Origin of the sequence: Pantoea brenneri (assembly GCF_038594305.1) — a bacterium.
Classification (GTDB): Bacteria; Pseudomonadota; Gammaproteobacteria; order Enterobacterales; family Enterobacteriaceae; genus Pantoea; species Pantoea brenneri.
Genome location: NZ_JBCGBG010000009.1, coordinates 73,286 through 85,660 on the forward strand (window position 1 = coordinate 73,286; position 12,375 = coordinate 85,660).

Annotated in this window: 13 protein-coding genes; 5 read left to right on the forward strand and 8 right to left on the reverse strand. The window is 56.3% G+C overall.

Annotation, left to right across the window (positions count from 1 at the left end; genetic code table 11):
• Positions 1 to 41 precede the first annotated feature (41 nt).
• Positions 42 to 1,031: a sulfate ABC transporter substrate-binding protein gene (locus AABB92_RS21640; RefSeq protein WP_031375606.1), complete on the forward strand. Its 990-nt coding sequence runs from the start codon at positions 42 to 44 to the stop codon at positions 1,029 to 1,031.
• A 148-nt stretch (positions 1,032 to 1,179) separates the two neighbouring features.
• On the forward strand, positions 1,180 to 1,953 hold the full coding sequence (locus tag AABB92_RS21645) for a CDP-diacylglycerol diphosphatase (RefSeq protein ID WP_046289521.1): 774 nt from the start codon (positions 1,180 to 1,182) through the stop codon (positions 1,951 to 1,953).
• A gap of 29 nt (positions 1,954 to 1,982) precedes the next feature.
• Here AABB92_RS21645 and tpiA read toward each other — a convergent pair whose 3' ends face one another.
• Together tpiA and AABB92_RS21655 are read right to left on the reverse strand one after the other, a co-directional pair.
• Entirely contained in the window at positions 1,983 to 2,750 is a 768-nt protein-coding gene (gene tpiA / locus AABB92_RS21650) for a triose-phosphate isomerase (RefSeq protein ID WP_031375607.1), read from the reverse strand.
• Positions 2,751 to 2,870: 120 nt separating this feature from the next.
• The gene (locus AABB92_RS21655) at positions 2,871 to 3,461 is read right to left on the reverse strand and encodes a DUF1454 family protein (protein ID WP_031375608.1); all 591 of its coding nucleotides are present in this window, start codon (positions 3,459 to 3,461) and stop codon (positions 2,871 to 2,873) included.
• A gap of 100 nt (positions 3,462 to 3,561) precedes the next feature.
• On the opposite strand from AABB92_RS21655, the gene AABB92_RS21660 reads away from it, so the two are divergent.
• A complete protein-coding gene (locus AABB92_RS21660; protein ID WP_031375609.1) occupies positions 3,562 to 3,996 on the forward strand; it encodes a DUF805 domain-containing protein in 435 nt (144 codons plus the stop codon).
• Here the strand turns inward: AABB92_RS21660 and fpr are convergent.
• On the reverse strand, positions 3,987 to 4,733 hold the full coding sequence (gene fpr / locus AABB92_RS21665) for a ferredoxin--NADP(+) reductase (protein WP_031375610.1): 747 nt from the start codon (positions 4,731 to 4,733) through the stop codon (positions 3,987 to 3,989). The genes AABB92_RS21660 and fpr overlap by 10 nt on opposite strands.
• A gap of 273 nt (positions 4,734 to 5,006) precedes the next feature.
• On the opposite strand from fpr, the gene emrD reads away from it, so the two are divergent.
• Positions 5,007 to 6,200: a multidrug efflux MFS transporter EmrD gene (gene emrD, locus AABB92_RS21670; RefSeq protein ID WP_031375611.1), complete on the forward strand. Its 1,194-nt coding sequence runs from the start codon at positions 5,007 to 5,009 to the stop codon at positions 6,198 to 6,200.
• On the opposite strand, the gene glpX is transcribed toward emrD, so the two are convergent.
• The 3 genes from glpX to AABB92_RS21685 form a co-directional block, all read right to left on the reverse strand.
• Positions 6,190 to 7,200, reverse strand: a complete 1,011-nt coding sequence (glpX, locus tag AABB92_RS21675; RefSeq protein ID WP_031375612.1) for a class II fructose-bisphosphatase — start codon at positions 7,198 to 7,200, stop codon at positions 6,190 to 6,192. The genes emrD and glpX overlap by 11 nt on opposite strands.
• Positions 7,201 to 7,296: 96 nt before the next feature.
• Positions 7,297 to 8,808: a glycerol kinase GlpK gene (gene glpK / locus AABB92_RS21680; protein ID WP_046289522.1), complete on the reverse strand. Its 1,512-nt coding sequence runs from the start codon at positions 8,806 to 8,808 to the stop codon at positions 7,297 to 7,299.
• A gap of 30 nt (positions 8,809 to 8,838) precedes the next feature.
• On the reverse strand, positions 8,839 to 9,693 hold the full coding sequence (locus AABB92_RS21685) for an MIP/aquaporin family protein (RefSeq protein ID WP_031375613.1): 855 nt from the start codon (positions 9,691 to 9,693) through the stop codon (positions 8,839 to 8,841).
• Between the two features lie 405 nt (positions 9,694 to 10,098).
• On the opposite strand from AABB92_RS21685, the gene zapB reads away from it, so the two are divergent.
• Positions 10,099 to 10,338, forward strand: a complete 240-nt coding sequence (gene zapB, locus AABB92_RS21690) for a cell division protein ZapB (RefSeq protein ID WP_031375614.1) — start codon at positions 10,099 to 10,101, stop codon at positions 10,336 to 10,338.
• 54 nt (positions 10,339 to 10,392) lie between these two features.
• Here zapB and rraA read toward each other — a convergent pair whose 3' ends face one another.
• Together rraA and hslU are read right to left on the reverse strand one after the other, a co-directional pair.
• A complete protein-coding gene (gene rraA, locus AABB92_RS21695) occupies positions 10,393 to 10,878 on the reverse strand; it encodes a ribonuclease E activity regulator RraA (protein ID WP_009088032.1) in 486 nt (161 codons plus the stop codon).
• Between the two features lie 156 nt (positions 10,879 to 11,034).
• Positions 11,035 to 12,372, reverse strand: a complete 1,338-nt coding sequence (gene hslU, locus AABB92_RS21700) for an ATP-dependent protease ATPase subunit HslU (protein WP_031377652.1) — start codon at positions 12,370 to 12,372, stop codon at positions 11,035 to 11,037.
• Positions 12,373 to 12,375: the final 3 nt, after the last annotated feature.

The following is a 12,375-nucleotide window of genomic DNA, read 5'->3' on the forward strand; positions in this document are numbered from 1 at the left end:
TATGTCACGCTTAGCCCATAACGATATTGGGAGAGTGCGTAATGAACAAGTGGAGTATCGGAATTACCCTGTTGCTGGCCTCAACCAGCGTGCTGGCGAAAGACATCCAGTTATTAAACGTTTCCTACGATCCGACACGCGAGTTGTATGAGCAATACAACAAAGCGTTCAGTGCGCACTACAAACAGGAAACCGGCGATAACGTCGTGGTCCGTCAGTCTCATGGCGGTTCCGGTAAGCAGGCTACCTCGGTCATCAACGGCATTCGTGCCGATGTGGTCACCCTGGCGTTGCAATCCGACGTAGATGCGATTGCCGAGCGTGGTCGTATCGACAAAAACTGGCTTCAGCGCCTGCCCGACAACTCCGCACCGTACACCTCAACCATCGTCTTCCTGGTACGCAAAGGCAACCCCAAAGGGATCCATGACTGGAGCGATCTGATCAAGCCGGGCGTATCGGTGATTACCCCGAACCCGAAAACGTCTGGCGGCGCACGCTGGAACTATCTGGCCGCCTGGGGCTGGGCACTGGATCACAATAACGGCGATCAGGCTAAAGCACTGGCCTACGTCCGGGCGCTGTTTAAAAACGTTGAAGTGCAGGATTCCGGCGCGCGTGGCGCAACCAATACCTTTGTTGAGCGCGGTATCGGTGATGTGCTGATCGCCTGGGAAAACGAAGCGTATCTGGCGGTTAACAAGCTGGGTAAAGACAAGTTCGAGATTGTTACGCCGAGTGAATCTATTCTGGCCGAACCCACCGTATCGGTAGTCGACAAAGTGGTGGATGAGAAGGGCACTCGCAAGGTGGCGGATGCGTACCTCAAATATCTCTACTCGCCAGAAGGCCAGACCATCGCTGCGCAGAACTACTATCGCCCGCGTGATGCTGAAGTAGCGAAAAAATTCGCCAGCACCTTTGCGCCAGTGAAGCTGTTTACCATTCAGGATAAATTTGGCGGCTGGACCCAGGCACAAAAAGCGCACTTCGCCGATGGCGGCAGCTACGACCAGGTAATGAAACCGTAATCGGGTGCGGCCAGCGCGCCCTGCGCTGGCCGCGTCTCTGTGCTCTCCCGTTCATCGCCATTTGCTGGCCCGCCCAAACAATTCTCCGTGACATTAGCGTATCGCCAGGCGAGGATGCAGGCTGCTGAATCCCACAGGAAGCATTGTTATGCAGCCACGTCGTCGCGCAGTCGGTCTGATTGCGTTTCTGCTGATACTGGTGATTGCGGGCATGCTGGCCGCCGCCCTTCATTTCAAAAAAAACGCCGATGCATTGTGGCAAATCGTCAGCGAAAAGTGTCTGCCCAATCAGCTGCGGCATGGCGAGCCGGCTCCCTGCCAGCGGGTTGATCTGCAGCATCGCTACGCCACGCTGAAAGATATTCACGGCCCGCTGCAATATCTGCTGATCCCGCTCGATAAAATCACTGGCATTGAAAGTCCGCAGCTGTTGAAGACCACCACGCCCAACTATTTTGCTTTCGCCTGGCATGAACGCCAGTTACTGGCGCAACGGCGCGGCTCACCGATCGACGATCGGGTGCTTTCGCTGGCGATCAACGCACAGTACGGCCGCACCCAGAACCAGCTCCATATTCATCTCTCCTGTTTACGGCCGGATGTGCGTCAGCAGCTTGATCAGCTGATGCCGCAGCTTACGGCGCGGTGGCAGGCGACCACGCTGCGCAATCATCGCTACTGGCTGCGCACGCTGACGCCCGCAGAGCTGGCACAGCAAAGCGTTTTCATCCGTCTGGCGGATGAGGTGCCACAGGCACGTACGGCGATGGGAAAATATGGTCTGGCGCTGGCGGGTTTATCTGACGGACGGCTGGTGTTGATGGCGATTGAGCGTAACTGGCTGCTGCTGAACCGTGGTTCAGCGGAAGAGGTGCAGGATCATCGCTGTCAGCTGATCTCGCCAATAAAAAAGGCGGCTTAATTAGCCGCCTTCAGGGTGCGCATTAGCGCTTAGGCATTTTTCGCCGCTGCTGCCGCTTTAACAATCACGGCAAACGCATCGGCTTTCAGTGACGCACCGCCAACCAGCGCGCCATCAATGTCGGGCTGGGTAAACAGCTCAGCAGCATTTTTATCGTTGACCGAACCGCCGTACTGAATGATGACCTGTTCAGCGATCGCCGCATCTTTCTTCGCGATATGATCACGAATAAATTTATGCACCGCCTGCGCCTGCGCAGGGGTCGCTGATTTACCGGTACCGATAGCCCAGACTGGCTCGTAAGCGATGACCGCGTCTTTAAACGCTTCGGCGCCCTGCGTTTCCAGCACGGCATCCAGCTGACGCGCGCAGACTTCTTCGGTTTTACCCGCTTCGTTTTCTGCTTCGGTTTCGCCAATGCACAGCACCGGTACCAGACCCACTGACTTCAGCACTGCGTATTTCTTCGCAATGAATTCGTCGCTTTCTTTATGGTAGGTGCGGCGTTCGGAGTGACCGATGATGATGTATTTCGCACCGATATCTTTCAGCATCTCGGCAGAAACTTCACCGGTGAAGGCGCCAGACAGGTTAACGTCTACGTTCTGCGCACCCAGTGCGATGTGGCTACCAGAGATGGCATGTTTCGCCTGCTCGAGATAGACGGTTGGCGGTGCAATGGCAACGCCACACCCATCAACGCCGGACAGTTCCTTGCGCAGACCGTCGATCAGTTCGGCTGTCATCTGCTTGCTGCCATTCAACTTCCAGTTACCCATAACCAGTGGATGTCGCATTCTATCCTCCGCATAACGCGATACATGAAAAATCACTGCCAGCTGGCAGCGTTGTCTGCCAGACAGTATAGAGATCAAATGTGGCGATGGCTTTGCTTTTCGTCATTTTTGCCCACATCATCAGGGGGTCGCGAGCGCCAGTTTGACCGGTTCAATCGCAAAGGTTAATCCCTTGTCGCCATTGTCAGCCACCACAAAACGCAACGCGCCTTCGACGTGAGCATAGTAGGGCGATCCCTTACCTTCTTTCAGCAATCCATCCAGCTTTTTACGCCCCTCTTCAGCGCTTAAACCCGGGACGAAGAAGCGCAGCGAAGCGGTCATATAGGCCAGCGCTTTCTCCTGTGACGCACTCTGATCCGGACCGGGCAGCGGCAGCCAGGTAATCTGCAGCGTTTTGATTTTGCCGGTTCCCGGCTCCAGCGCCGTCGAGGCATACAGGGTTTCGTTAATCTTGCTGGCGGCGCGCGTCAGGTTGCTTTTGTCACCGCGATTATCGATGGCGCGATACTCCAGCAGCGGCAATGCCGGGTTAGCCAGATTGTACTTTTCGCGAAACTGGCCGATCGTCATATCAAAGGTGGGCGCACCCGCCAGCAGATAAGGCGCAGCGGGCAGCGCGTCGGCCCGATCCTGCGGTTGCGGATCGGCGGCAAATGCCGGAACCGTCAGCGCAAGCGATAACAGCAGTGCGCCAGGCAAATTCTTCATTTTGTCGACCCTAACCAGTAAACTCAGGCCCAAATTAGAACGGTTTTTATCCGCGAGGTCAAAAGCGCGGCGGCTTTAATTTCTGCTGGGACAATAATGCATGACGTTACAACAATGGTGTTTTTCTTATCGTGGCCGGCTGGGGCGACGTGACTTCTGGATCTGGCAGGCGGTCTGGCTGTTGACGACCACCTTATTATTCGTTTTAGCGGCGAATGAGTGGCTGGATACGCAAATGGCCGCATTCGGCGTGGTATGCCTGCTGTGGCCCGCCAGCGCGGTGCTGGTAAAGCGTCTGCACGATCGTAATCGTCGCGGCTACTGGGGATTTTTACTGATTGCAGCCTGGCTGTTGGTGGCGGGAAACTGGAGCATGTTAGACGGCATCCTGCCGTGGCTGGTGGGACGGGCCATTCCATTTGTGATACTGGCTGGACTGCTACTCGATCTCGGCGTGTTTCGCGGCACCCCCGGCGATAACCGGTTTGGTGCCGCGGCGCAGCCTGTGCGTTACTGGCAGGCGGCTCACCAGTAATGTTCGCTGGTGATGTGGCCCGGTTTGCGCTTCAGGTGTTTGCGCATCTCGCGCGTCTCCTTAAGCAATTGCTGGGTATCACGCACCATCTGCGGGTTGCCGCACAGCATTACGTGGCTGCTGTCGGCATCGAGCGGTAATCCCACTGCGCGTTCCAGTTCGCCATTTTCAATCAGCGCAGGCACCCGGCCGGTGAGTGAACCGGCGATCTGTTCGCGGCTGACTACCGTCTGGATATGCAGCTTGCCGTGATAAACCTGCTGTAACTGCTGCATCAGCGGCAAAAAACTCAGGTCAGCAGCGTAACGCGCCGCATGAACCAGCACGATATTTTCAAACCGGTCCAGACCTTCGCCCTGCTGGAGCATAGAAAGATAAGGACCGATGGCGGTGCCGGTCGCCAGCATCCACAAGGTCCGGCAGTCCGGTACCTCATCCAGCACAAAGAAACCGGCCGCCTCTTTGGTCACCATTACCTGATCGCCAGGACGCAGCGCGTGTAAATGCGGGCTGAGCTTGCCGTCCGGTACGGTGACCAGATAGAACTCCAGCAGGTCATCTTTAGGCGCATTGACGTAGGAGTAAGCACGCTGGACACGTTCGCCATCAATTTCTAACGCCAGCTTGGCAAACTGGCCGGCGATAAACGGATCGACTGGCGCCTGAACCCGAAGGCTGAACAGCGCATCCGTCCAGTTTTTAACTTCCTTCACTTGAGCATTGACCCACTCGGCCATAATCACTCCCTGGTTGTTGATTATTCAGGCAGATGGCTATTTTCGCGACTGTGCCGCGAGATTGCTACCCTGCGTCCGGACAAAGGCTCTAATCGACAAACTGTTGCGTTACCTTTACAAGCTGGTGCATAAACTTGACGGGCGCAAGTCCGACCCTTTTTCGCTGCCTCTCGCTTTGTCATTTAATCCTGATATTTTTCACGCCATAACGAAACACTCAGCCGGTTAACGGCTGTTTTAACCTCTTTTCTCAGACAGATATGTTACTCAATCATGATGAATAAACTGGAAAATCGCCGCTTGCTGGTGATGCTGATTGTGCTGGTGGCAGTCGGGCAGATGGCGCAGACCATCTATGTACCGGCGATGGCCGCCATGGCTGACGCGCTAAACGTACGCGATGGTGCGCTGCAACGGGTGATGGCAGCCTATCTGATGACCTACGGTGGATCGCAGCTGATCTACGGTCCCCTGTCGGACAGTGTCGGACGCCGGCCGGTGATCTTGGCGGGGATGATGATCTTTATGATCGGCGCGATCACCGCATTGATGGCCACGTCGCTTAATATGCTGGTGCTTGGCAGCGCGGTGCAGGGACTGGGAACCGGCGTAGCGGGCGTAATGGCCCGTACCATGCCGCGCGATCTCTACGAGGGACACGCGCTACGCCGGGCCAACAGCCTGCTTAATATGGGGATTCTGGTCAGCCCGCTGCTGGCACCGGTGATTGGCGCTCTGCTGACACAGCTGTTTGGCTGGCATGCCTGTTTCGCCTTCCTGCTGCTGCTCTGCCTGGCCGTCACCGCCTCTATGGCGCGCTGGCTGCCGGAAACCCGTCCCTACAGTGCAGAAGTCACGCCGTTCTTTAAGCGCTATGTCCGTTTGCTGAGTGACGCCAATTTCGTTCGCTATATTGTACTGCTGATTGGCGCGCTGGCGGGGATTGCGGTGTTTGAGTCGAGCTGTGGCGTACTGCTGGGCGGCGTGCTCGGCCTGAACAGCCTGACCGTCAGCATTCTGTTTATCCTGCCGATTCCGGCGGCCTTTTTTGGTGCCTGGTTCGCCGGACGCGAGCAGGGCTCCTGGCACAGCCTGATGTGGTGGGGCGTTAATAGCTGCCTGCTGGCTGGAGTGCTGATGTGGGTGCCGGCCTGGTTTGGCGTGATGAATATCTGGACGCTGCTGGTGCCGGCGGCGCTGTTTTTCTTTGGTGCCGGCATGCTGTTCCCGCTGGCAACCTCGGGCGCAATGGAACCTTACGCCTGGCTGGCTGGCAGCGCGGGCGCACTGATTGGCGGGATGCAGAATCTCGGATCCGGTCTGGTGGCGTGGCTGTCGGCGCTGATGCCGCAGCACGATCAGTTCAGCCTCGGAATGCTGATGTTCTTTACTGCGCTGGTGATGCTGCTGTGTTGGTTGCCGCTCTCACGTCAGCCGGAGCGCGGCAACCAGCCGGTTACAGGATAAACGGATGGAGCGCCGGATCTTTACGGTCGAGGTAGTGAATCGACTGGATGCGGCGAATGGTGCGTGACTTACCGCGAATCAGCAGGGTTTCACTGGTGGCGATATTGCCCTGACGCGTGATGCCCTTCAGCAGGTCGCCGCTGGTAATGCCGGTGGCGGCAAACACCACATTGTCGTTGCGCGCCATCTCATCCAGCGGCAGCACTTTACCCGCTTCAATACCCATCTCAGCACAGCGCTGTAGCTCCTGTTCGCCCAGCCGCCGGTTCTCTTCACTGTCACCTTTAACCTGATGACGCGGCAGTAACCGGCCCTGCATATCGCCGTCCAGCGCGCGGATCACCGCCGCTGAAACCACGCCTTCCGGTGCGCCGCCGATGCCATACATCACATCCACTTCGCTGTCCGGCATGCAGGTCAGGATTGAGGCCGCGACGTCGCCATCCGGGAAGGTAAATACCCGCACGCCAAGCTGTTGCAGCTCGCTGATGACCGCGTCATGGCGCGGCTTCGCCAGAATCGACACGGTTAACTGTGCCAGCGGTTTATTCATCGCCGCGGCAATATTTCGCAGGTTAGTTTCCAGCGGCAGGTCGAGATTGATCTGCCCACGCGCAGCCGGACCCACAATCAGCTTTTCCATGTACATATCGGGTGCATGAAGAAAGCTGCCCTTGTCGCCGACGGCCATTACCGCCAAAGCGTTTGCCTGGCCGAGGGCGGTCATCCGGGTGCCCTCGATCGGATCGACCGCGATATCGACCGCATCGCCGCGCCCGGTACCGACTTTCTCACCGATGTAGAGCATCGGCGCTTCATCGATTTCGCCTTCACCGATCACAATCTGACCGTCGATTTCAATCGAGTTCAGTACGTGGCGCATAGCATGGACAGCGGCACCGTCGGCCGCATTTTTGTCGCCGCGTCCTAACCAGTGATAGCCTGCCAGCGCGGCAGCCTCGGTTACGCGGGAAAATTCAATCGCAAGTTCTCGTTTCATGGCATCTACCTGACAAAAAACAGGCAGGCAGTGTAACACAGCGGGGGAGAGCGGCGGGGAAAAGGCCCGCGACAGCAACGGTCGCGGGCGTTGATCTTACTCTTGATCTTCCCATGCCTGAGCACGGGCGACGGCTTTCTTCCAGCCGGCATAACGGAAGTTACGCTCGGTGGTTTCCAGGCTTGGACGGAACTCACGTTCAATCACCGCTTTAGAGCGGACTTCATCCAGATCCTGCCAGAAGCCGACTGCCAGACCTGCCAGGTAGGCAGAGCCCAGCGCCGTGACTTCACGCACTTCCGGGCGCTCAACGCGGGTGCCGAGAATGTCAGACTGGAACTGCATCAGGAAGTTGTTGGCAACCGCACCGCCATCCACACGCAGCGCCTGCAGACGGGTGTTGGCATCGTTCTGCATCGCTTCCAGCACATCGCGGGTCTGATAGGCGATAGACTCCAGCGTCGCACGGATGATGTGGTTGGCATTGGCGCCACGCGTCAGGCCGAAGATGGCGCCGCGGGCATACGGGTCCCAGTAAGGCGCACCCAGGCCGGTAAAGGCCGGGACCATGTAAACGCCGTTGGTATCTTTCACCTTCATGGCGAAGTATTCAGAGTCAGCCGCATCGCTGATCAGCTTCATCTCATCACGCAGCCACTGAATGGAGGCACCACCGATAAACACTGCGCCTTCCAGCGCATAGTTCACTTCACCGCGTGGACCGCAGGCGATGGTGGTCAGCAGGCCGTGCGTGGAGGTGACCGCTTCGGTGCCGGTGTTCATCAGCATAAAGCAGCCGGTACCGTAGGTGTTTTTCGCCATGCCAGGCTGAACGCACAGCTGGCCATACAGCGCGGCCTGCTGGTCACCGGCAATCCCGGCGATAGGAATACGCGTACCGCCTTTACCCCCGATGTTGGTCTGGCCGTAAACTTCTGACGATGATTTCACTTCCGGCAGCATTTCACGCGGGATATCCAGGATATCCAGCATGCGCTGATCCCACTCCAGCTTGTGGATATTGAACATCATGGTACGTGAGGCGTTGGTGTAATCGGTGATATGCACCCGACCCTGCGTCATTTTCCATACCAGCCAGGTATCAACGGTACCGAACAGCAGCTCACCACGTTTTGCACGCTCACGCGCGCCTTCCACATGGTCGAGGATCCACTTCACTTTGGTGCCGGAGAAGTACGGGTTAATCACCAGGCCGGTGGTGTGCTGGATATACTCTTCCAGCCCCTCTTTCTTCAGCTTGTGGCAATAATCAGCGGTACGTGGATCCTGCCAGACGATGGCGTTATAGATTGGCTTGCCGGTCTCTTTGTCCCAGACGATGGCGGTTTCACGCTGGTTGGTGATACCAATGGCTGCGATCTCATCAGAGCGAATGTCGGCGTGCGCCAGCACTTCAACCAGCGTCGAGCTTTGTGACGCCCAGATATCCATCGGGTCATGCTCAACCCAGCCCGCTTTCGGGTAGATTTGGGTAAATTCACGCTGCGATACCGCTACAATGTTGGCGTCGTGATCGAGGATCACCGCACGTGAACTGGTTGTGCCCTGATCGAGCGCGACAATATATTTTTTATCGGTGGTAGTCATAAATTCTGTCCTGATGATAAAAGGTGAAACTTACGCTTTACGCTGCTGAGCGCGCGCAACCGGTTTTTCTGCTGGAACGCTGGCCGGTTCCTGAGCTGTGCCTGGCAGGTAACGGGCAATCAGTACGCGATAAGCGACTGCACCCAGGCAAGCACCAACCAGCGGGCCAAAAATCGGCACGAGGAAGTAAGGGATGTCACGACCGCCGGTAAAGGCAACGTTACCCCAGCCTGCCAGCCATGCGAAGATCTTCGGTCCGAAATCACGTGCCGGGTTCAGGGCGAAGCCGGTCAGGGGACCCATCGCGCCGCCGATAATCGCTACCAGCAGGCCGATCAACAGGGGTGCCAGCGGACCCCGTGGAATGCCGTTGCCGTCATCCGTCAGGCCCATAATGACCGCCATTAATACTGCAGTGATCACCATCTCAACCAGGAAAGCCTGACCAACACCGATGTGCGGGTTAGGGTAGGTAGAGAAGATGCCCGCCAGGTCGAGACTTTCAACCGTGCCGCGCACCATCTGATGGCTCTGCTCGTAGTCGATAAACAGGCTGTAGTAGAGACCGTACACCAGCGCGGCAGCACAGAAAGCGCCGGCAACCTGCGCCACGATGTAGGGAACGACTTTACGCCCTTCAAAATTGGCGAACAGGCAAAGCGCAACGGTAATAGCCGGATTCAGATGCGCACCTGAAATACCGGCAGTAAGGTAGGCGGCCATGGAAACACCCAGGCCCCAGATAATACAAATTTCCCACTGACCGAAGGCGGCGCCGGCGAGTTTCAGCGCAGCTACACAGCCTGCACCAAAGAAAATGATCAAGCCGGTCCCCAGAAATTCGGCAATACACTGACCTTTGAGCGTGTTAGTTGTCTGACTCATAATAATTGTTCCTGAAGCGAGGTTAAATTTTATCAGTTTTTGTTCTCAGTCCATGAGTCACCCAGCTTTATTGTAGGGCTGATGTAAATTTATCGTTAACGAACATAAACGAGAAATAGCGAAATCGTTTTTTGTGTACTGCGTCATAAAAATGCGCGTTTTCGCGTATTCTGGCTTTCTTAAATCATCATTCGGCACTTACTGCCGCGGCCGGTGCAGGCGGCAAAAGTGCAGCCGCGATAAGCGCAGCGGAATCTTAGGGATTGGCTGAAAAGTGTTACAGACTGCGCCCGGCGCGCCCGCGTTGCTGGACTTGCGGGGTGAGGCTACATACAATCGGGACAACGTTGCTGGCTTACGCTGGCATCATCAACGCCTTGCAGGAATTTAGGAGAGGTCAGAAAGATGTCATTTGAAGTGTTTGAGAAACTGGAAGCGAAAGTACAGCAGGCGATTGATACCATCACCCTGTTGCAGATGGAAATCGAAGAGCTGAAAGAGCAGAACAACGCACTGCGTAACGATGCGCAACAAGTCGCGGGCAACCACGATGCGCTGATGCGTGAAAATCAGCACCTGAAAGAAGAGCAACACGTATGGCAGGAACGTCTGCGCGCATTGCTGGGAAAAATGGAAGAGGTTTGAAGCCTCAGCTGACGTGAAAACGGGTGCTCAGGCACCCGTTTTTCATGGCTGGCGTTATTCGAGGTCCAGCGCGTCTTCTGACAGAATGATACCGGTGTTATCGGCATAGAGATGGTCGCCGGAAAAGAAGGTGACGCCGCCAAAATTGACGCGCACATCGCTTTCACCAATCCCTTCACCGGCTGCGCCAGCCGGGATCGCCGCGATCGCCTGAATGCCAATCTCCAGCTCTTCCAGTTCATCAACCTGACGAACTGAACCGTAAATCACCAGGCCTTCCCACTCGTTAGTGGCCGCCAGGCGCGCCAGCTGGGCATCGACCAGCGCCCGACGCACCGAGCCGCCGCCGTCAATCACCAGCACCCGACCCCGGCCATTTTCTTCCAGCAGGTCGTAAAGTAAGCCGTTGTCTTCAAAGCATTTCACTGTGGTAATCTGACCACCGAATGAAGTGCGCCCACCAAAGTTTGAAAAAAGCGGTTCAACAACATTCACTTCTTCATGGTAGATATCGCAGAGTTCAGATGTATCGTATTTCATAAGGGTTTCGTCTGTTTGCCACAGGAGCGGTAAGTATATCGCTTTATGCTGATTGTTGGCAAAATCATCAGTGGAAAAAAGCAGCGTTGCATCAAGAGCATGCATAAAAAAGCCCAACCGGATGGCTGGGCTTCAGAAAAGTGCTGATCGCGCCGATTAGAGGATAAAGCGGCTCAGGTCTTCGTCGGCCACCAGTTCATCCAGATGTTTACCGACATAGTCAGCATCAATGGTGACGGATTCGCCGTGACGATCGCTGGCGTCATAAGAGATATCTTCCATCAGACGTTCCAGCACGGTATGCAGACGACGCGCACCGATGTTTTCGGTGGTCTCGTTCACCTGCCAGGCCGCTTCAGCGATACGACGAATACCGTCGGCGGTGAAGTCGATGTTAACGCCTTCAGTGTTCATCAACGCTTTATACTGCACGGTTACCGACGCGTTCGGTTCAGTCAGAATGCGCTCGAAATCGTTCACGGTCAGCGCCTGCAGTTCAACGCGAATCGGCAGACGACCCTGCAGTTCCGGAATCAGATCTGACGGACTGGCCACCTGGAAAGCGCCGGAGGCGATAAACAGAATGTGGTCAGTTTTCACCATGCCGTGCTTGGTTGAAACAGTACAGCCTTCAACCAGCGGCAGCAGGTCGCGCTGAACTCCTTCACGTGATACATCCGGGCCGCCGGCATTCTGGCCGCCGCGCTTACAGATTTTGTCGATCTCATCGATAAACACGATACCGTGCTGCTCGACCGCCTCAATGGCTTCCTGCTTCAGCTCTTCCGGATTGACCAGTTTGGCCGCTTCTTCTTCTACCAGCAGCTTCATTGCTTCTTTAATCTTCAGCTTGCGTGGCTTCTGTTTCTGGCCGCCGAGGTTCTGGAACATCGACTGCAGCTGGCTGGTCATCTCTTCCATGCCCGGAGGTGCCATGATCTCAACGCCCGGACCGCTGGCGGCCAGGTCGATCTCAATCTCTTTGTCATCCAGCTGACCTTCGCGCAGTTTTTTACGGAAAGACTGGCGGGCGGCTGACGGCTCAGGTGCCTGCTCTGGCTGGCCCCAGTTATTTTTCGCCGGTGGGATCAGCACATCAAGGATGCGCTCTTCCGCCATCTCTTCGGCGCGGTATTTGTTCTTTTCAATCGCCTGACTGCGGACCATTTTGATGGCGGAGTCAGTCAGGTCGCGGATGATCGAGTCCACTTCTTTACCGACATAACCTACTTCGGTGAATTTGGTCGCTTCGACTTTAATAAACGGCGCGTTCGCCAGTTTAGCCAGTCGACGGGCGATCTCGGTTTTACCGACACCGGTCGGGCCGATCATCAGAATGTTTTTCGGTGTTACTTCATGACGCAGTTCTTCGTCAAGCTGCATGCGGCGCCAGCGGTTACGCAGCGCAATGGCCACGGCGCGCTTAGCGCTGTCCTGGCCGATGATAAAACGGTTCAGCTCGCTGACGATTTCGCGCGGAGTCATCTCAGACATGTT